Origin of the sequence: Comamonas sp. NLF-1-9 (assembly GCF_019195435.1) — a bacterium.
GTDB lineage: Bacteria > Pseudomonadota > Gammaproteobacteria > Burkholderiales > Burkholderiaceae_C > Comamonas_C.
This window is the reverse complement of the sequence record NZ_CP078069.1, coordinates 2,853,933-2,871,776: the sequence shown is the minus strand read 5'-3', so window position 1 is coordinate 2,871,776 and position 17,844 is coordinate 2,853,933. Positions and strand designations below refer to the sequence as shown.

General features: G+C 68.6%; 21 protein-coding genes. 3 read left to right on the top strand and 18 right to left on the bottom strand.

The window, feature by feature from the left end; genetic code table 11:
• Positions 1-117 precede the first annotated feature (117 nt).
• From KUD94_RS13825 to KUD94_RS13810, 4 genes are read right to left on the bottom strand one after another with little or no spacing between them, the layout of a single operon-like run.
• On the bottom strand, positions 118-1,371 hold the full coding sequence (locus KUD94_RS13825) for an NnrS family protein (protein ID WP_255568851.1): 1,254 nt from the start codon (positions 1,369-1,371) through the stop codon (positions 118-120).
• Positions 1,368-2,243: an ABC transporter ATP-binding protein gene (locus KUD94_RS13820; protein WP_218237755.1), complete on the bottom strand. Its 876-nt coding sequence runs from the start codon at positions 2,241-2,243 to the stop codon at positions 1,368-1,370. The genes KUD94_RS13825 and KUD94_RS13820 overlap by 4 nt, the downstream gene beginning before the upstream one ends.
• Positions 2,240-3,055 carry an ABC transporter permease gene (locus KUD94_RS13815; RefSeq protein ID WP_218237754.1) on the bottom strand — a complete coding sequence of 272 codons (816 nt, stop codon included), beginning with the start codon at positions 3,053-3,055 and terminating at the stop codon, positions 2,240-2,242. Before KUD94_RS13815 ends, KUD94_RS13820 begins: the two co-directional genes overlap by 4 nt.
• A gap of 21 nt (positions 3,056-3,076) precedes the next feature.
• Positions 3,077-4,114 carry an ABC transporter substrate-binding protein gene (locus tag KUD94_RS13810; protein ID WP_255568850.1) on the bottom strand — a complete coding sequence of 346 codons (1,038 nt, stop codon included), beginning with the start codon at positions 4,112-4,114 and terminating at the stop codon, positions 3,077-3,079.
• A 283-nt stretch (positions 4,115-4,397) separates the two neighbouring features.
• Here KUD94_RS13810 and KUD94_RS13805 point away from each other — a divergent pair, with 283 nt between their 5' ends.
• Positions 4,398-5,039, top strand: a complete 642-nt coding sequence (locus tag KUD94_RS13805) for a histidine phosphatase family protein (RefSeq protein WP_218237753.1) — start codon at positions 4,398-4,400, stop codon at positions 5,037-5,039.
• Between the two features lie 96 nt (positions 5,040-5,135).
• Here KUD94_RS13805 and KUD94_RS13800 read toward each other — a convergent pair whose 3' ends face one another.
• The 7 genes from KUD94_RS13800 to KUD94_RS13770 all read right to left on the bottom strand — a co-directional run bounded on the left by KUD94_RS13800 (position 5,136) and on the right by KUD94_RS13770 (position 11,489).
• Entirely contained in the window at positions 5,136-6,227 is a 1,092-nt protein-coding gene (locus tag KUD94_RS13800; protein WP_218237752.1) for a chemotaxis response regulator protein-glutamate methylesterase, read from the bottom strand.
• 21 nt (positions 6,228-6,248) lie between these two features.
• Positions 6,249-6,962 carry a chemoreceptor glutamine deamidase CheD gene (gene cheD, locus KUD94_RS13795; RefSeq protein WP_218237751.1) on the bottom strand — a complete coding sequence of 238 codons (714 nt, stop codon included), beginning with the start codon at positions 6,960-6,962 and terminating at the stop codon, positions 6,249-6,251.
• Positions 6,949-7,842: a CheR family methyltransferase gene (locus KUD94_RS13790; RefSeq protein ID WP_218237750.1), complete on the bottom strand. Its 894-nt coding sequence runs from the start codon at positions 7,840-7,842 to the stop codon at positions 6,949-6,951. The genes cheD and KUD94_RS13790 overlap by 14 nt, the downstream gene beginning before the upstream one ends.
• A gap of 68 nt (positions 7,843-7,910) precedes the next feature.
• Positions 7,911-8,402, bottom strand: coding sequence for a chemotaxis protein CheW (locus KUD94_RS13785; protein ID WP_218237749.1), 492 nt, complete (start codon positions 8,400-8,402; stop codon positions 7,911-7,913).
• Positions 8,403-8,427: 25 nt separating this feature from the next.
• Complete coding sequence (locus tag KUD94_RS13780) at positions 8,428-10,566, bottom strand: chemotaxis protein CheA (protein WP_218237748.1); 2,139 nt, start codon at positions 10,564-10,566, stop codon at positions 8,428-8,430.
• Between the two features lie 56 nt (positions 10,567-10,622).
• Complete coding sequence (locus KUD94_RS13775) at positions 10,623-10,985, bottom strand: response regulator (RefSeq protein ID WP_218237747.1); 363 nt, start codon at positions 10,983-10,985, stop codon at positions 10,623-10,625.
• A 57-nt stretch (positions 10,986-11,042) separates the two neighbouring features.
• Positions 11,043-11,489, bottom strand: coding sequence for a hypothetical protein (locus tag KUD94_RS13770; protein WP_218239311.1), 447 nt, complete (start codon positions 11,487-11,489; stop codon positions 11,043-11,045).
• Between the two features lie 141 nt (positions 11,490-11,630).
• Here KUD94_RS13770 and KUD94_RS13765 point away from each other — a divergent pair, with 141 nt between their 5' ends.
• Positions 11,631-12,755: an ATP-binding protein gene (locus KUD94_RS13765; RefSeq protein ID WP_218237746.1), complete on the top strand. Its 1,125-nt coding sequence runs from the start codon at positions 11,631-11,633 to the stop codon at positions 12,753-12,755.
• Entirely contained in the window at positions 12,752-13,381 is a 630-nt protein-coding gene (locus KUD94_RS13760; RefSeq protein ID WP_218237745.1) for a response regulator transcription factor, read from the top strand. The genes KUD94_RS13765 and KUD94_RS13760 overlap by 4 nt, the downstream gene beginning before the upstream one ends.
• A 91-nt stretch (positions 13,382-13,472) precedes the next feature.
• Here KUD94_RS13760 and fliR read toward each other — a convergent pair whose 3' ends face one another.
• Genes fliR through fliL form a run of 7 tightly spaced genes read right to left on the bottom strand, consistent with a single transcriptional unit; the run spans position 13,473 to position 17,688 of the window.
• Positions 13,473-14,240 carry a flagellar biosynthetic protein FliR gene (fliR, locus tag KUD94_RS13755; RefSeq protein WP_218237744.1) on the bottom strand — a complete coding sequence of 256 codons (768 nt, stop codon included), beginning with the start codon at positions 14,238-14,240 and terminating at the stop codon, positions 13,473-13,475.
• Between the two features lie 7 nt (positions 14,241-14,247).
• The gene (gene fliQ, locus KUD94_RS13750) at positions 14,248-14,517 is read right to left on the bottom strand and encodes a flagellar biosynthesis protein FliQ (RefSeq protein ID WP_218237743.1); all 270 of its coding nucleotides are present in this window, start codon (positions 14,515-14,517) and stop codon (positions 14,248-14,250) included.
• 15 nt (positions 14,518-14,532) lie between these two features.
• A complete protein-coding gene (gene fliP, locus KUD94_RS13745; RefSeq protein WP_218237742.1) occupies positions 14,533-15,297 on the bottom strand; it encodes a flagellar type III secretion system pore protein FliP in 765 nt (254 codons plus the stop codon).
• 2 nt (positions 15,298-15,299) lie between these two features.
• On the bottom strand, positions 15,300-15,626 hold the full coding sequence (locus KUD94_RS13740) for a flagellar biosynthetic protein FliO (protein ID WP_218237741.1): 327 nt from the start codon (positions 15,624-15,626) through the stop codon (positions 15,300-15,302).
• Positions 15,610-16,074 (bottom strand): flagellar motor switch protein FliN, encoded by a 465-nt coding sequence (gene fliN, locus KUD94_RS13735; RefSeq protein WP_218237740.1) that lies wholly within the window; start codon positions 16,072-16,074, stop codon positions 15,610-15,612. Before fliN ends, KUD94_RS13740 begins: the two co-directional genes overlap by 17 nt.
• Positions 16,064-17,068, bottom strand: coding sequence for a flagellar motor switch protein FliM (gene fliM / locus KUD94_RS13730; protein WP_218237739.1), 1,005 nt, complete (start codon positions 17,066-17,068; stop codon positions 16,064-16,066). Before fliM ends, fliN begins: the two co-directional genes overlap by 11 nt.
• Before the next feature lie 29 nt (positions 17,069-17,097).
• Complete coding sequence (gene fliL, locus KUD94_RS13725; RefSeq protein WP_218237738.1) at positions 17,098-17,688, bottom strand: flagellar basal body-associated protein FliL; 591 nt, start codon at positions 17,686-17,688, stop codon at positions 17,098-17,100.
• Positions 17,689-17,844 lie beyond the last annotated feature (156 nt).

Below are 17,844 nucleotides of genomic sequence, written 5' to 3'. Positions count from 1 at the left end.
CTCCTGATTCAATGTGAGGGTGCGGCCGGGTCAAGCCTTGCGCCTGCGGCCCTGCCGCGCGGCGCGATGGGGCCATTATTCAAATTTGCCTTGTCCACAAACCAATCAAGGTTGCCTTCAGCCGGGCTTGCCGAGCACGCCTGCGCAGCCCCCCTGCCCATCGGCGCGCGGGCGCAGGAACACCGGCAGCATGTGCGCGCTTTGCAGAATGAAGGCCGCGCACCACAGGGCGGCGGCCAGGCCCATCCACAGCGCCGCAGGCGCGGCGATGTAGGCCAGCGCGCGCAGCATGGCCGCGAGCATCAGCGCCAGCGCGCCCCAAAGCACCCAGGGGCGGCCGTCCTTTTCCACCCCGGCGTGGGTGTAGCCGGCGATGCAGACCACGATGTAGATGTTCAGCCCGAGCACACCCGTGGTCAGCAGGTGCACCCCGGCGTTGGGGCTCAAGGCCTGGGTGAGCCGGGCCAGCGCGATCGCGCCATAGCCCAGGGCCATGAAGCCATAGACGCCGTAGAGCATGAGCGGCCAGCGCCGCAGCAGCGGCCTGCCCACATGCCAGTCGTTGAGCAGATTGAGCACGGCGCACATGGCCGCCAGCGCCAGCCAGGCAGTGACCTGCCCCGGCGCCTGGAGGAACTCTGCCGCGGTGTAGAGCGCTACCGCCAGCAGCGCCAGATTGCGCCGGGGCGGGCGGGCGAGATAGGGCGGGCGCTCCAGCCCGTCGAGCAACACCTGGGCGTCGATGCTGGCGTTGACCACGCTCATGGAGATGCGGCTCATGGCGACGATGATGAGGGCGACCAGCGCGCCCAGCCAGGCGTGCAGCCAGCGCAGCGGCTCGCCAGCGCGCAAGGCATCGGCGTAAAACCCCGCCAGCAGCGCGGCCAGCAGCACCAGCATCCAGATGAAGGAGAGATGGCGACGCTCCGGGTCCCGCCACAGGCGCGGGGCCAGCAGCCCGGTCAGGCCCAGCAGCAGCGCGAGGTGCGCGGCGCCGGCCAGCGCCAGGCCCGCCACGGGCCACCAGCCGCTGCACCAGAAGGCCACGCGGCCGATCAGCCACAGGGCTACCAGGCGGCGCACCGGCGCGGCGCCGAATGCCGGGGTGTCGGTGAATTCCGGCACGGCGGTGAGCACGAAACCGGCGATGGCGGCGCTGCCAAAGCCCACCAGCAGCTCATGCGCATGCCAGACGAAGGGGCCACCGGGCACGGCGGGCAGCGGCCAGCCCATGAAAAGAAAACCGGCCCACAGCAGCATCACGAACCAGGCCCAGATCAGCGCCAGCGCGAAGAAGGGGCGAAACGGGCACAGCCACAGCGGGTGCTGCAACTGCCAGAGCGCGCCGGGGCGCGTGGCGATGGCTTTCACAGCGGCACCTCGCAGCGGCGGGCGTCTGGCGCGGCGACCTGCTGCACGGCCTGGCCGGGCTGGATGCCGCTCGCGTCCACGGCGGGCTGGCGGGGCGATTCGACCTTGGCGGGGGGCAGTTCAAAGGCGGCGCGCACCACGGGCTGGGCCAGCAGCAGCGCGGTCTGGCGGTGCACCCAGTCGTCGTCGCGCAATGGCGCAGGCAGGCTCAGATCCAGCCGCCAGCAGATGCGCGCGGGTGCGCCAGCGAGCACCAGCACGCTGTCGGCCAGGGCCACGGCCTCGGTCAAGTCGTGGGTGATCATCAACACCGCAAGCTGGCGGCGCGCCTGCTCGGCCAGCAGCAACTGGTGCATTTGCTCGCGCAGGCCGATGTCCAGGGCAGAAAACGGCTCATCGAGCAGCAGCAAATCGGGCTGCAACACCAGCGCACGCGCGAGCGCGGCGCGGCTTTGCATGCCGCCCGAGAGCTGGCCGGGAAATTGCGCCAGGGCCAGCGCGTCCAGCCCCATGGCCTCACCCATGGCGCGGGCCTGAGCGAGGCGCTGCGCCCGGCCCAGGCCGCGCGCCTTCAGGCCCAGGGCGATGTTGTCCAGCACCGTCTTCCAGGGCAGCAGGTGCGGCTGCTGAAACAGCATGGCGGTGCGCGCAAAGCCGTTGTCCACCTGGCCTGCGCGCACCGTGAGCAGGCCGGCGCACAGGTGCAGCAGGGTGCTTTTGCCGCTGCCCGAAGGGCCGACCAGCGCCAGCGTGTGCCCGGCGGGCAGTTGCAGGGTGATGTCTTGCAGCACCTCGCGCGGGCCGAAGGCATGCGACAGCGCCTGCACCGTGAGGGCGGCCGGCGTGGCACCGGTTGTGGCGGCGGCGCTCACGGCTGCCGTCCCGCGCGGGCGCTACCCGCGTCGCGCCAGCGCTCGATCTCGCGCTTGATGGGCTCCAGCAGCAGGTATTCCAGCGCCAGCAGCACCAGCACGATGGCGCCTATCCAGGCCAGCGTCGCGGCCATATCCAGTTGCGCGCGGCTCGCGGCCAGCTCGGCGCCTATGCCGGTGTCGGAGGCCAGCAGTTCGGCCATGACGACCACCTTCCAGCTGCTGCCCAGGGCGACGATCCAGGCGGGAAAGAGGTAGGAGATGACGTGCGGCAGATACACGTCGAGCACGCGCATGTGCCAAGGCAGATCAAAGGCGCGTGCCAGGTCGCGCCAGTGGTGCTCCAGCGTGCGCGCGCCCTGCAAGCCGCCGAGAAAGACCACGGGAAAACAGGCGATGAAGACGGTGAAGACCGGCGTGCCGTCGCCGGTGCCGAACCACAGCATGGCCAGCACCAGCCAGGCAATCGGCGGCGTGCCCAGCAGCACGGTGACCCAGGGGCGCGACATCATCGACGCTGTCATCGACACGCCCGCCAGCACGCCCAGCAGGCTGCCTGCAGCCAGCGCCAGTGCCAGGCCGATGAAGGCGCGGCGCGCGCTGATGGCCAGCGCGGGCCACAGCATGCCGCCCCGCTCTGCCCAGCGTGCCAGGGTGTCAGCGGCCTCCAGCGGTGTGGGCAGCACCAGCGGGCCGTAGGCCTGCGCCACGGCCTCCCACAGCGCAAGCATCAGACACAGGCTGGCAAGCGCGCCCCAGCCGCTCCAGAGATAGGCCGGAATGCCGGTGAACCAGCGGCGCAGCAAGGACATGGGAGCAGGCAGTGGCGGCGATCAGCCGTAAAAATCGGCGGCGGGCATCTTGCCACCGACGAGGCCAGGCTGGCGATCAAACAGGTGCTGGTAGAAAAATTCCAGATCGGCGCGCGCCTGGCGGGCCGGCACCACCTGCATGGTCGAGCGCGTGGCGGCAATCGCGTCGGCCACGCCTTCGGGGGTGAGCAGGCTCACGTGGCGCGCGGACATTTCGCCGCACTCCCTGGGGTGTTCCTTGCACCAGAGCATGGCCTGGGCGTGCGCCTGCTCGAAGCGCGCGAGCAGCGCGGCGTCTTCCTGCACGCTCTTGAGCGCGGCGATGCCGGCCTGGGGTATGCGCGGCGGGCGCTGGAACACCCGGCCCCATTCCTGCTGCAAGTCGACGCTGCGATACAGATCGGGCGCGATCACCTTGACCGGGAAGGAGTGGCTCTTTTGCAGGCCCATGGAGACGGCCGGTTCGGCCAGCAGCGCGTGGTCCGCGCGGCGGGTGATGAGCAGTTGCATCGCATCCATCGGCGAGGCAACGTAGCGCAGCTTGATGTCGCTGCCCACGCGCAGGCCCTGCCGCTCGGCCAGCAACTGGAACACGATGTCGGGCATGTCGCCGCGAAACGGCATCACCACCTCCTTGCCGCGAAAGTCCGCCAGGGTGCGCAGGCCGTCTTCGCGCGAGACCATCCACAGCAGGCCCCAGGTGCTGATATCGAGCAGCTTGAGCGGCACGCCGCGGTTGTAGAGATTGGCCGCCACGTTGCTCGGCGCGGCAATGAAATCCGCCGTCTGGCCGATGGCGATGGCGCGCAACTGGTCGGGGCTCTTCCAGGCGACGAACTCCACCTGCTCGGCAAAGTCGGCCAGCGCGCCGCTGTCGGCGATGCGCATCAAGGGGTAGGAAACCAGCGCAAACGGGCCCGACAGCGTGAGCTTGGCCCGGCGCGCGCCCTGCGCCGCCGCAGGCGGCAGCCGGCCAAATGCCCCGAATGCGGACAAGGCCGCAGCAGCGGCCATCCAGCGGCGGCGCGTTTGCCCGCCGGTTTTGCGATCATTCACCATAAACCCGTCCAGGAAGCTGCACCCCTTGGCACGGCGTGCGCCCGCAGCGTCCGCCCCGGGGAGCGAAAGACCGCATGATAATGAGATTTATTCTTGATTGAACCCCGAGGCTGCCGGGCGCAGCGGCCCAAGGGCGGCAGGCCACGAGGCGTCTACTATTAAAAAAGTAGTAAAAACACAGTAATCAAAAATGCCTTTGGCGCTTGCGCATCAAGCGCTACAAGCTATGTTTTTCAAAGCAAAATCCTCTTGACCCACACCACGCTCCGCGCCGCGCCCGCCCATGCAAGAACCTACCCGCATCATTGCCATTCGCCACGGTGAAACCGACTGGAACGTGCAAGGCCGCATCCAGGGCCACCAGGACGTGGGCTTGAACGCCACCGGCCTGCGCCAGGCGCACCAGCTCGCCCAAGCACTGCGCGGGCAAGCCGTGGACTGCATCTACAGCAGCGACCTGCAGCGCGCGCTGCAGACGGCGCAGGCGCTGGCGCAAACCAGCGGCGCCCCGCTCGTCGCCGAGCCGCGCCTGCGCGAGCGCAGCTTCGGCCAGTACGAGGGCCTGCGCTTCGTGCAGGTGCAGACCCAGGCGCCCGAACACGCCCGGCGCTGGCGCGAACGCGACCCGCACTACGCGCCCGAGGGCGGCGAAAACCTGATCGCACTGCGCGAACGCATTGCCGCTACCGTCGACGAACTGGCCGCGCGCCACGCCGACCAGCAGATCGTGCTGGTTGCGCACGGCGGCGTGATGGACATGCTCTACCGCCTGGCCACGCGCCAGCACCTGCAGGCCGCGCGCACCTGGCAACTGCCCAACGCCGCACTCAACCGCCTGCTGTGGAACCCGGACACGGGCCTCAGCCTGGTCGGCTGGGCCGACACCGGCCACCTGGCTGCGGACAGCCGCGATGAACAGCATTAGGGCAACGCCGAACAAGTCCCTCGCGCGTCGCGCATCCTAGCCTGCGGCGGTCTGCGGCGTGCCTGAACCGCACCTGTTGCGCCGGAGCCATGGCGCTCAGATGCGGTTGTGCTGGCGATCGGCGGCGCTGCCCAGGCGGGCGAGCAGCGCGCCGGCGATCTCCTTGAGCGGCAACACCTCATCGGCCGCGCCGTGGGCAATCGCCTCGCGCGGCATGCCGAAGACCACGCAGCTGGCCTCGTCCTGCACGAAGTTGTAGCTGCCTGCGTCGCGCATCTCGCGCATGGCGGCGGCGCCGTCGTCGCCCATGCCGGTGAGCATGATGCCGTAGGCGTTGCGCCCGACCTGTGCGGCCACGGACTTGAACAACACCTCCACCGAGGGTTTGTGGCGGTTGACGGGCGCGCCGTCGTCCACCACCGCGAGGTAGTTGGCGCCGCTGCGGCTGAGGCGAAACTGCGTACCCCCGGGCGCGATGTAGGCGTGTCCGGGCAGGATGCGCTCGCCGTCTTGCGCCTCCTTCACCGTCATCTGGCACAGGCCGTTCAGGCGCGCGGCAAAGCTGGTGGTAAAGCCCGGCGGCATGTGCTGGGTGATGACGATGGCGGGGCAGTCGGCGGGCAGCGCGGTGAGCACCTCGCGAATCGCCTCGGTGCCGCCGGTGGAGGCGCCGATGGCGATGATTTTTTCGGTCGACAGGCGCCCGATCAGGCCGGGGCGCGCGGGCACGCTGCCGGACGCCTGCGCCTCGGCGCCGGCTGCGGGCGTCTGCAGGCGGCGCACCCGCGCCTGCGCCGCGATGCGGATCTTGTCGGTGATCTGCGCCGCAAGCTGCTCTATGCCCGAAGCCAGGCCGATGCGCGGCTTGGCGACAAAGTCCACCGCGCCCAGCTCCAGCGCGCGCATGGTGACCTCGGCGCCGCGCTCGGTCAGCGTGGAGATCATCACCACCGGCGTGGGCCGCAGGCGCATCAGCCGGCCGAGAAAGTCGATGCCATCCATGCGCGGCATCTCCACGTCCAGGGTGATCACGTCGGGGTTGAGGTTGCGGATCATCTCGCGCGCCTGCAGCGGGTCGTTGGCCGCGCCTATGCATTGCATGTCGGGCTCGCGGTTGATGATCTGCGCGAGCAGGCTGCGCACCAGCGCGGAATCATCGACCACCACCACGCTGATCTTGCGTCCCATCTCCAGCCTCACTCCTTGCCCTCAGAACAGATCGACCGAGCCGCCGTGCTGCACCTGCACCACCGCCGCCGCGCTGCCGCGCACACGCTCGGCAACGAGCAGGTCGGGGTGGGCGTGCGCCAGGCGCTTGACCATGGCCTTGCCGGTGGCGGGGAAGAACGCCACCTTGCGCGGATAGATGTCCAGCACGTCCTGGGCGATGATCGGTATGCGCTCGGTCGCGAGGTAATTCTGCACAAATGCGGTGTTGCGCTCGCCCACGTTCATGGCGGTGAAGTTGGCCATGACCTGGCCGCCGCCGAAGATCTTGGCCTGCAGGGTTTCGCGGCGCGCGCCCAGCTTCATCATCTCGTTGATCAAGAGCTCCATCGCATACGAGCCATAGCGCCCCGACTGGTCGGCGCCGCTGCCCTCGGGCAGCATGAAGTGGTTCAGGCCGCCGACGCGACTGCGGCTGTCCCACAGGCAGGCGGCAATGCACGAGCCGAGCACGGTCTGCACCACCAGGTTCTCGTTGGAGACGAAGTATTCGCCCGGCAGCACCTTGACGGCGTTGAACTGAAAGCGCTGGTCGAAGAAGAAGAACGCGGCCTCGCCGGCGCGCCGCGGCGCACTCTTGAGCTCGTCCAGGCTGGGCGTGCGCGCCGGGGTGCGCACCGGCTCGGGCGTGGCCGCGCTGATGCGCGGGGCGCGGCGGCGCTCGGCGCCTACAGGGGCGGCATCAAATGCGCTCATAAACCGTCTTTCCGCGCAAGGCAAACAGGTCGCGCGATTCGCTGAAGTTTTCCGCGTGGCCCACGTACAGCGTGCCGCCGGGTTTGAGCACGCGGTGGATGCGCTCGAGCACGCGCCGCTGGGTGGGGGCGTCGAAATAGATCATGACATTGCGGCAGAACACCACGTCGAAGGGTTCACGAAACGGCCAGTCGTCGCGGATCAGGTTCACGCTCAGAAAGCTTACCGGCTGGCGCAGTTCGGGGCGCACGCGCACCAGCCCTTCATTGGCGCCCTTGCCGCGCAGGAAATAGCGCTGCAGCTGCTCGCGCTCCAGACCCTTGAGGCCTTGCGTGCGGTAGACGCCGCGCTCGGCCAGCTCGATGCAGCGCGAATCGATGTCGCTGGCCAGCACCTGCAGCGGCGCGCCGGCGTTGAGCGACTGCAGTGCGCTGATGACGATGGAGTAGGGCTCCTCCCCGGTGGAGGCGGCCGCGCACCAGACGCGCCAGGGGCCGCCCGGACGCTTGCCCAGCAGCGTCGCGAAGTGCTCGAAATGGTGGCGCTCGCGAAAGAAGGCGGTGAGGTTGGTGGTCAGCGCGTTGATGAATTCCTGCCACTCCGCGCCGTCCTGGCTCTGCAGCCAGTCCAGGTAATCGGCAAAGCGCGTGTGGCCGGTCTCGCGCAGGCGGCGCGACAGGCGGCTGTAGACCATGGCGTGCTTGCCGTCGTGCAGGCTGATGCCGGCGCGCTGGTAGATCAGGGTTTGCACGCGCTTGAAGTCGGCCGTGGTCCAGTCGAATTCGCGCGCCTCGCCCGCGCCGCCCGCCTCGGGCGCTGCAGCGGCCAGGGGCGGCGGGGGCGCCGCTGCCCTTCTGGCCGAAGTCTTGAAGCCTTTCATGGCACGCCGCCCTGTCGATCGCCCCTGCCCTGCCCTTGCGCCCGCATGCCGATGGCGCGCCGCAAAGCTCAAGCCTGTGCCAGCACCAGCCCCATGTCGGGGTTGTTCATCAGCCGCTCGATGTCCAAGAGGATCAGCATGCGCTCACCCACGGCGCCCAGGCCGCGGATGCAGCGCGCATCGATCGCGCTTTCGATGTCGGGCGCGGGGCGCAGCTGCTCCTGGCCGAGCTCGATCACGTCGCTGACCGAATCGACCACCACGCCGACCACGCGCTCGCGCAGGTTCAGGATGATGACCACCGTGAGGTGGTTGTACTCGGCGCTCTCGCAGCCAAAGCGCAGGCGCATGTCCACGATGGGCACGATGGTGCCGCGCAGGTTGGACACGCCCTTGATGAAGGGCGGCGCGTTGGCCACGCGCGTGGGGTCTTCGTAGCCGCGGATCTCCTGCACCTTGAGGATGTCGATGCCGTATTCCTCCTTGCCCAGGCGGAAGGTCAGGTATTCGCCGACCCCGGGGCCGCTGGCTTCTTCGGTCTTCTTGAGGACTGCATTCATGCTGCTTCTCCAGAGCCCGCGCGCCTCAGTGGCGCGCGCGGCGCACCAGCGCACTGGTATCGAGGATCAGGGCAACGTTGCCGTCGCCCATGATGGTGGCACCCGAGACGTTGGCCACCTTGCGGTAGTTGGTCTCCAGGTTCTTGACCACGACCTGCTGCTGGCCGAGCAGCTCGTCGACCAGCACCGCCACGCGCGAGCCTTCGGCCTCGATCACTACCATGATGTCGTTGCCGCCGCCGGGCTCGGCGCGCGGCACCTGGAAGATGCGCTCGAGCGACACCACCGGCATGTACTCCTCGCGCACCTTCACGAGCTGTGAGCCCTGGGCCACGGTGTTGATGTCCTCGTGCTTGACCTGGAAGGACTCGACCACCGAGGACAGCGGCAGGATGTAGACCTCGTCGGCCACGCCGACCGACATGCCGTCCATGATGGCCAGCGTGAGCGGCAGACGCACCGACACGCGCGTGCCCGCGCCCTCGACCGAGTCGATCTCCACCGTGCCGTTGAGCGCGGCGATGTTCTTCTTGACCACGTCCATGCCCACGCCGCGCCCGGACACGTCGGTGACCACTTCGGCAGTGGAAAAGCCTGGCAGCATGATGAGGTTCCAGACCTCGGCGTCGGGCATGGAATCGGGCGCGTCCAGGCCGCGCTCGCGCGCTTTCTTGAGGATCTTCTCGCGCGACAGGCCGTGCCCGTCGTCGCGCACCTCGATGACGATGGAGCCGCCCTGGTGCGCGGCCGACAGCGTGAGCGTGCCGTGCTCGGTCTTGCCCGCCGCCAGGCGCTCGGCGGGCAGCTCTATGCCGTGGTCGCAACTGTTTCTGACCAGGTGGGTCAGCGGGTCGGTGATCTTCTCCACCAGGCTCTTGTCCAGCTCGGTGGCCTCGCCGTGGGTGACGAATTCGACCTTCTTGCCCAGCTGCTTGGCCAGGTCGCGCAGCATGCGCGGGAAACGGCTGAACACGGTGGACATCGGAATCATGCGAATCGACATGACCGATTCCTGCAGGTCGCGCGTGTTGCGGTCCAGGTCGGCCAGGCCGGCCAGCAGTTGCTGGTGCAGCGCCGGATCCAGGTCGCGGCTGTTTTGCGCGAGCATGGCCTGGGTGATGACGAGCTCGCCCACGAGGTTGATCAGCTGGTCTACCTTGTTGACCGCCACGCGGATGCTGCTCGACTCGATGGCGCTGTGCGCCGCCGCCTTGTGCTGGCTTGCCGGGCTACCCGCTGTCGGCGCCTTCGGCGCTGCCGGCGCGGCTGCGCTGGCCGCAGCCGCAGGCACCGGCGCGCCGCCGGCATGGGGCGCGCCGGGGGCGCCCTCGAAAAAGCCGAACTCCTCGCGCTCGCCGGCGCCGCCTGGCTGCGCGACTGCGGGCGCGCCCGCCTCGCGTATCTGCACCTGTTCGCGCGCGACGTGAAAGACGAAGAGGTCGAGCAGCTCCGCGTCCGAGGATCGGGTCTTGACGGCGTAGACGCGCACGCCCGGCTCGTCCGAGGGCAGGTCCTCGATGCTGCCCAGGCCCTCGATATCGCGAAACAAGTCCTTGATGGCGTCGGCGAGCTCGGGTTGGGCCAGCGGGCCGATGCGGATCTGCAGCGCGCGCTCGCCGGCTGCTGCCGCAGGGGCGGGCGCCGGCTTGGGCGCTGCAACCGGGGCAGGTGCAGGACTTGCTTGCGCCGCTGCTGGCGGCACGGGCGCCGCGGGCGCAGCCGCCGCGGGGGGCGGAGCGGCGCCTTCGGCCAGCGCCCGGATGCGCGCCACGAGCTCGGCCGTAGGCACGGCCGCGCCCTGCTCGCCGCCCTGATGGCGCGCGAGCAGGCTGCGCGAGACGTCGGCCGATTCGAGCAGCGCGTCCACCATGGGCGGGGTCAGTTGCAGTTCGTGGCGGCGCAGGCGGTCGAGCAGCGACTCCATCTTGTGCGTGAGCTCGGCCACGTCGGCAAAGCCGAAGGTGGCAGAGCCCCCCTTGATCGAGTGCGCGCAGCGGAAGATGCCGTTGAGCTCCTCGTCGTCGGGCGCGTTCACGTCCAGCGCCAGCAGCATCTGCTCCATCTGGTCGAGGTTCTCGGCCGCCTCTTCGAAGAAGACACCATAGAACTGGCTCAGATCGAAGTCCGAGCCAGCGGCGCCGGTCTGGGCATGGGTGTCTGCCATGGTTTGCTTTCCTCTCGGTTCAATGCATTGACGTGCGCGCCCCGGTGCAAACGCGCTCAGCGGATCACCTTGCGTATCACCTCGACCAGGCGCGTGGGGTCGAAGGGCTTGACCAGCCAGCCGGTCGCGCCGGCGCTGCGCCCGGCCTGCTTCATCTGGTCGCTCGATTCGGTGGTCAGGATCAGGATGGGCTTGTCCTTGAAGCGCGGATGCTCGCGCAGGCGGCGCGTGAGGCCTATGCCATCGAGGCGCGGCATGTTCTGGTCGGCCAGGATCAGGTCGATCTCGTTGGCCATGGCCTTCTCGAACGCGTCCTCGCCGTCCACCGCCTCGACCACCTTGAATCCTGCGCTGGTGAGGGTGAACGACACCATCTTGCGCATCGAGGGCGAATCATCGACGGCCAGTATCGACTGCATGCGGGGCTCCAATCACTCCGAAGTTCGTAGGTTAACCGGTAACGGCATTGATACAAGTCAGAAAAGCTCGATGGAGCCGGCGTCCATTTCGCTTTGCGTAACCGGGTTGGCGCGCTCGGGCGGCACGCTTTGCACCACGGCGGGCTCTTCACCCTCGTCCGAGCCCATGGCCTCGGCGCTGAGCTGCGAGGAGCAGGCCTCGAGCACCTTGCCGGTGTGCGCCACCAGTTGCGTGGCCATGTCGTGAAACTGCAGCTCGGTAATGGCGTTGCGCAGCGCCTCGCGCAGCGCCAGAAGCCGCGGGTGCGCCTGGGTGAGCTCGGGCGTGAGCACCGCGTCGGCGTCGCCAAAGCGCTGGATCAGGTTGCCCGCCGCATGGTCCAGCAGGCCTTGCAGGCGGTGCAGGTCGTGCAGCGAGGTCAGCAGCGCGTCCTGAATGTCTGCCGCCACCAGCACCGGGATGGCGAGCACGGGATCGCTCGAAGGATCAGGGGATGACGCCATCATGTCTCCAGCGTGGTCGCGCGGCGGCCCGGCCCGGGTAGCGGGCGGGGTCCGGCAAGCGACTACCATCCTCGCAGCCGACGCATGTGTGCCAAGGTGCCTGTGGCGGCATCGCGCCCTCTGTGAGTCTGAATGACAAACATGATAGCTACTCCCGCAGACTTTGACACCGCGAACAAACCCGTGCGCGTGCTGCATCTGGAGGATTCGGCCGCCGACCACGAACTCGCGCGCCTGGCGCTGCGCCGCGCGCCGCTGGCGCACGAGCTCACGCAGGTGGACACGCTCACCGCGCTGATGCAGGCCCTGCGCGGCGGCCAGTTCGACCTGGTGCTGGCCGACTACCGGCTGCGCGGCTTCACCGCGCTGGACGCCTGGCAGCAGGCGCAGACGCTGGCGGCGCATCCGCCCTTCGTGCTGCTGTCGGGCGCGATCGGCGAGGCGGCGGCGGTCAACGCGCTGCACCTGGGTTTTGCCGACTACCTGCTCAAGGACGACATGGCACGCCTGCCGCACGTGATCGCGCGCGCCATCGAGATGGCCGAGGCGCGGCGCGCGCGCGAGCAGGCCGCGGCTGAGCTGGCGGCCTCCGAGCGGCGCCTGGCAGAGCTCGCGGAGCACCTGCAGGCGACGATAGAGGAAGAGCGCGCGGCGATTGCACGCGAGATCCACGACGACGTGGGCGGCGCGCTGACCGCCGCGCGCTTTGACCTGGCCTGGATCGCGCGCCACGCGGGCGACGACGCCGCCATGGCCGAGCATGCGCACAGCGCCAACGAGATGCTGCAGCACGCGCTGGGCGCGAGCCAGCGCATCATGATGAATCTGCGCCCGCCGGTGCTCGACCAGGGGCTGGTGGCCGCGGTGCGCTGGCTGGCGCAGACCTTCGAGCGGCGCACCGGCATCGGCTGCACGGTGCTGGCGCAGCAGCAGGCGCTCTCTATTGCGCAGCCGCTGCAGCTCGTCGCCTACCGCACGGTGCAGGAGGCGCTGACCAACGTGCAAAAGTACGCCCAGGCGCGCCAGGTGCGCGTGGAGCTGTCCGAGCACGAAGGGCTGATGCTGCTGGAGGTGTGCGACGACGGCACGGGCGTGGCGCCCGGTGCGCTGGGCAAGAGCCACTCCTTCGGCCTGCGCGGCCTGCGCGAGCGCGCGCGGCGCGCCGGCGGCTGGCTGGACGTGAGCAGCCAGCAGGGGCGCGGCACCTGCGTGGTATTGACCCTGCCCGCCGCGGACGGGGCGGACACCGGACAATCGCCGCCATGATCGACGTGATTTTGTGTGACGACCATGCGCTGGTGCGCCGCGGCATCCGCGACACCCTGGCCGAGGCGCCCGACATCCGCGTGAGTGGCGAGGCGGGCAGCTACACCGAACTGCGCGAGCTGCTGCGCCACGCGCCCTGCGACGTGCTGCTGCTGGACCTGAACCTGCCCGGGCGCAGCGGCATCGAGGTGCTGACCAGCGTGCAGGAAAGCCATCCGCGCACCAAGGTGCTGATCGTCTCGATGTACCCCGAGGACCAGTACGCGCTGCGCGCGCTCAAGGCCGGCGCGCACGGCTACGCGAACAAGGCGGCCGACCCGCTGCAGCTCATCACCGCGGTGCACACCGTCATGCAGGGGCGCAAATACCTCACGCCCGAGGTCGCGCAGCTGCTGGCCGACAGCCTGGCCCAGCCCGAGCGCGAGCTGGCGCACGCCCAGCTCTCGGAGCGCGAGCTGCAGACGCTGGTGAAGATCGCCTCGGGCAAGCGCCTGTCGGACATCGCCCAGGAGCTGGTGCTCAGCCCCAAGACGGTGAGCGTCTACCGCGCGCGGGTGCTGGCCAAGCTGGGCCTGAGCAACAACGCCGAGCTCACGGTGTACGCGATACGCAACCAGCTTGTCTGAAAACGATAGCTGCTTGCGCTTGTACACCAACGGTTTCAGATACAAAACATGCTGAAACCGCTTGCAGGCGCGCGCAAGTCGCTCTCATTTTTCAAGCAGGCCCGAACAGGTCTATGGTCTGCTGCAGCAGCGTGTACAGCGGCTGCTCCAGCATGGGCAGCGTCGCGGTGATGCCCAGCAGCCCCACGGTGATGGTCACCGGAAAGCCCACGGCGTAGATGTTGGTCTGCGGCGCCACGCGCGAGATCACGCCCATGGTGAGGTTGACGAAGAGCAGCAGCGCAATCAGCGGCAGCGCCAGCCACAGCGCGCTGGAAAACAGCCCCGCACCCAGCTCGTGCAGGCGCATCTGCGTGAACGACTGCAGCACGTTGCCGTCCAGCGGAAAGCTCTTGAAGCTCTGCAGCACCGCCATCAGCACCATCAGATGGCCATTGACCACGATGAACAGCCACAGCGCGACGTTGCTGTAGAAACCCGTGAGCGCACCGCGCTGCGAATTGCTGGCCGGGTCGAAGAAAGAGGCGTAGTTCAAGCCCATCTGCAGGCCTATGACCTCGGCCGACAGCTCCACGCAGGTGAACACCAGGCGCACCGCAAAGCCGATCGCCAGGCCCACGCCCACCTGCTGCGCCACCGCGCCCCAGGCGGCCGCGCTGTTCAGCGCGACGACCGGCTGCGGCGCCAGCACCGCCTGCGCGCACACCGCCACCAGAAAGGCCAGCGCCACCTTCAGCCGCAGCGGAATGGCGCGCGAGGAAAAAATCGGCGCGGCGGTGAACATCGCCAGCACGCGCAAGAACGGCCACAAAATGGGTGAGACCCAGGCCATGAGCTGCGCTTCGTCGAAGGTCAGCATGGCGCTCTCAGCCGACGACGGAAGGAATCGTCTCCAGCGTGGTGCGCAGGTAGTCCACCAGCGTGCTCACCATCCAGGGCCCGGCGAGCGCAAACACCAGCACCGCCGCCACCAGCTTGGGCACGAAAGAGAGCGTGGCCTCGTGCACCTGGGTGACGGCCTGGAAGATGCTCACCACCAGCCCCACCACCATCACCGCGCCCAGCGCCGGCAGGGCAATGGCCAGCAGCAGCATGAGCGCGTTGTGGCCGAAGGTGAGAACGAATTGCGCAGTCATCGAAAGCCTCCTGCGTCAGCCGGAAAAACTGGCCGCCAGCGACCCCATGAGCAGATTCCAGCCATCGGCCAGCACGAACAGCATCAGCTTGAAGGGCAGCGCCACGAGCACCGGCGAGAGCATCATCATCCCGAGCGACATCAGCACGCTGGCCACCACCATGTCGATGATGAGAAAGGGAATGAAGACCATGAAGGCGATCTGGAATGCCGACTTGAGCTCGCTCGTGACGAAAGCCGGCACCAGCACGCGCAGTGGCGCGGTCTCGGCCGTGACCTCGGCCGGGAGCCTGGCCAGGCGCGCGAACAGGCCGAAGTCGCTCTGGCGCGTCTGCTTGAGCATGAAGGCGCGCATCGGCGCCTCGGCCCGGGGCAGCGCATCCTCAAAACTGAGCTGGTTCTGCGTATAGGGCAGGTAGGCGTCCTGATAGACCTTGTCCAGCGTCGGCCCCATCACGAAGAGCGTGAGAAACAGCGACAGGCCGATGATCACCATGTTGGGCGGCGCCGCCTGCGTGCCCAGCGCCTGGCGCAAGAGCGAGAGCACGATGACGATGCGCGTAAAGCTCGTCATGAGCAGCAGCACCGCCGGCAGAAAGGACAGCGCGGTGAAGAACAGCAGCGTCTGGATGGGCACCGAATAGCTGTTGCCCCCGGGGCCCGAGCCGATCACCAGCGGCAGCGTGCCCGGCGCCTCCTGCGCCAGCGCCCCCTGCGCGGCCGCGAGCGCCAGCAGCACCAGCGCTGCCCGCCACAGCCGGTTTGCGGTCTTGCCTGCCATGTTCAGTCCAGTGAAGGCTCGGTGCGCGCGGCCGCCACCGCGCTGGCGAACGAGGCCGCGGGCAGCACGTGCAGGCAGGTGATGGCCTGCGCCGTCACGCCCAGCACCAGCACCACGCGCTCTTCGGCACTGCCGGTTTCCATGGTCACCACGCGCTGCTGCGGGCCAATGGTGAGCGAGGACAGCACGCGCGCGCCAACCCCGCCCGCGCTCAGCGCCGGCGCCCCGCGGCTGCGCTGCCAGCGCCGCGCCAGCCAGGGCAGGCAGGCGATGGCGCCAATGAACAGCAGCACCCACAGCAGCGACAGCGAACTAACCCCGGCTGACACGGCGCAGGCGCTCCGAAGGCGTGACCACGTCGGTCAGGCGGATGCCGAACTTGTCGTTGACCACCACCACCTCGCCCTGGGCGATGAGGTAGCCGTTGACCAGCACGTCCATGGGTTCGCCCGCCAGCGCATCGAGTTCGACCACCGAGCCCTGGGCGAGCTGCAGGATGTACTTGATCGGCACCTTGGTGCGCCCCAGCTCCACCGACAGCTGCACCGGGATGTCCAGCACCATGTTGATGTCGTGCACGCCCGGATCGCCCCCGGCGTAAGAGGGCATGGCCGGCCCGCCCGACAGCGGCCCGCCCTGCTCGGCCTCGGGGGCGCTCGCGCCGCCTTCGGCGGCCTTTTGTTCGTTCAGCGCCTCGGCCCAGTCGGCAAAGGCGTCGTCGGCCGCGGCCTGGCCGCCTTCGGCCTCGGTGCTGTGGGTTTCGGTCTCAGTGGCCATAGTCATTCCCCATGCCGGCGCTGTCGCCGGTGTGCAGGCGTTCCTCGATGCGGATCGCGTACTTGGCGTTGTGCGTGCCGTACTGGCACTCGAAAAGATCGATGCCGCCGACCGAAGCGCGGATGCGCGGCTGGCGCTCCAGCTCGATGAAGTCGCCCGGGCGCATGGCCAGCAGCTGCTCCACCGTGGCGTCGGCGCGGGCCAGTTCCGCCACCAGCGTCACCTCGGCCGCCTGCACCTCGCGCGAGAGCACCTTGACCCAGCGCCGGTCCACCTCGATGGCGTCGCCCTGCACGGTCGAATAGAGCACGTCGCGGATCGGCTCCATCGTGGCGTAGGGCATGCAGATGTGGATGGAGCCGGCCAGGTCGCCGATCTCCAGGTGAAACGCGGTGGAGACCACGATCTCGCTGGGCGTGGCGATGTTGGCAAACTGCGGCTGCATCTCCGAGCGCTGGTAACTCAGCTCCAGCGGGTAGATGCCCTGCCAGGCCTTCTTGTATTCGCTGGTGATCACGTCCACGATGCGCTGGATCACGCGCTGCTCGGTAGCGGAAAAGTCGCGCCCCTCGATGCGCGTCTGGTACTTGCCCGCGCCGCCGTAGAGCGTGTCGATGATGCCGAAGACCAGCGACGGCTCGCAGACCACCAGACCGCTGCCGCGCAGCGGGCGTATCGCCACGATGTTGAAGTTGGTCGGCACCACGATCTCGCGCAGGAAGGCGTTGTAGCGCTGCACCGACACCGTGCCCACGGAAATCTCCGGGCTGCGGCGGATGAAGTTGAACAGGCCTATGCGCAGATTGCGCGCAAAGCGCTCGTTGACGATCTCCATCGTCGGCATGCGCCCGCGCACGATGCGCTCCTGGCTGGAGATGTCGTAGGTGCGGATGGCGCTGGAGTCCACCTCTTCCTCGACGCGCTTCTGGCTCTCGCCGGTCACGCCTTCGAGCAGGGCATCCACCTCTTCCTGGGACAAGAACGAGTCGGCCATGGTCTGTGCTCTCCTGGTGCGGCCTGCGGCTACTGGACGATGAAGCTGGAAAACAGCACCGCGCGCACCGGCGCATTGGCGTCGCGCGCCGGCTTGCGCGGGCGCACTTCGTCTTCGTCATCGTCCTCCTCGGCCGCGCGCTTCTTGCTCTTGCGCGGCTTGGGCGGCACATAGCCCAGGGCGTCCAGCACCTCGGCGCGCACATCGGCGGCGAGTTTTTCCTTGCCCTCGCGCGAGAGCAGCTCGTCGGACGTGCGCTGCGACAAGAGCAGCAGCACGCCGCTGCGTATCGTGGGCATGTGCGCCTTCACCCGCTCGGCGGTCTTGCCGCCGTCCAGTTGCAGCGTGATGCCCACCTGGGCGAAGCGGTCGCCGCCGGGGTCGGCCAGGTTCACCACCATGTTGTCCATGGGCAGGAAGGCGGGCGGCGTCTTGTCGTCCTCGATCTGGGCCGCGGGCTGGTCCGCGTCCTCGTCCAGACTGGCGCTGCGCTGCTTGGCGATGAACCACAGCGCGCCGGCCGCGGCGATGGCCAGCACCACCAGCAGCGCAAGAATGATCAGCAGCCACTTCTTCTTGGCTTTGACAGCTACCGGGGGAGCGCTTTCTTCGTCGGCCACATGCACACCTTTTCGCGCCGCGCGGGCGCCTGGGTTCGGTCGGCGCGGGGGCAGTCTGTGCACACCCTTGCCATGCACGCATTATTGGGCAGGGGGCGGGCAGTGATAGCCGAAACAGGCCCGAAAACCAGGCGCTTACGCAGGTGCCGGCGGGGG

Coding starts and splice junctions, on each gene's coding strand:
- KUD94_RS13780 (WP_218237748.1), bottom strand. CDS start 10,566: ATGGCAGACACCCATGCCCAGACCGGCGCCGCTGGCTCGGACTTCGAT.
- fliN (WP_218237740.1), bottom strand. CDS start 16,074: ATGGCCACTGAGACCGAAACCCACAGCACCGAGGCCGAAGGCGGCCAG.
- fliR (WP_218237744.1), bottom strand. CDS start 14,240: ATGCTGACCTTCGACGAAGCGCAGCTCATGGCCTGGGTCTCACCCATT.
- KUD94_RS13770 (WP_218239311.1), bottom strand. CDS start 11,489: ATGGCGTCATCCCCTGATCCTTCGAGCGATCCCGTGCTCGCCATCCCG.
- KUD94_RS13810 (WP_255568850.1), bottom strand. CDS start 4,114: ATGGTGAATGATCGCAAAACCGGCGGGCAAACGCGCCGCCGCTGGATG.
- KUD94_RS13800 (WP_218237752.1), bottom strand. CDS start 6,227: ATGGGACGCAAGATCAGCGTGGTGGTGGTCGATGATTCCGCGCTGGTG.
- KUD94_RS13790 (WP_218237750.1), bottom strand. CDS start 7,842: ATGAAAGGCTTCAAGACTTCGGCCAGAAGGGCAGCGGCGCCCCCGCCG.
- cheD (WP_218237751.1), bottom strand. CDS start 6,962: ATGAGCGCATTTGATGCCGCCCCTGTAGGCGCCGAGCGCCGCCGCGCC.
- fliQ (WP_218237743.1), bottom strand. CDS start 14,517: ATGACTGCGCAATTCGTTCTCACCTTCGGCCACAACGCGCTCATGCTG.
- KUD94_RS13815 (WP_218237754.1), bottom strand. CDS start 3,055: ATGTCCTTGCTGCGCCGCTGGTTCACCGGCATTCCGGCCTATCTCTGG.
- KUD94_RS13765 (WP_218237746.1), top strand. CDS start 11,631: ATGATAGCTACTCCCGCAGACTTTGACACCGCGAACAAACCCGTGCGC.
- fliM (WP_218237739.1), bottom strand. CDS start 17,068: ATGGCCGACTCGTTCTTGTCCCAGGAAGAGGTGGATGCCCTGCTCGAA.
- KUD94_RS13775 (WP_218237747.1), bottom strand. CDS start 10,985: ATGCAGTCGATACTGGCCGTCGATGATTCGCCCTCGATGCGCAAGATG.
- KUD94_RS13805 (WP_218237753.1), top strand. CDS start 4,398: ATGCAAGAACCTACCCGCATCATTGCCATTCGCCACGGTGAAACCGAC.
- fliP (WP_218237742.1), bottom strand. CDS start 15,297: ATGGCAGGCAAGACCGCAAACCGGCTGTGGCGGGCAGCGCTGGTGCTG.
- KUD94_RS13785 (WP_218237749.1), bottom strand. CDS start 8,402: ATGAATGCAGTCCTCAAGAAGACCGAAGAAGCCAGCGGCCCCGGGGTC.
- KUD94_RS13760 (WP_218237745.1), top strand. CDS start 12,752: ATGATCGACGTGATTTTGTGTGACGACCATGCGCTGGTGCGCCGCGGC.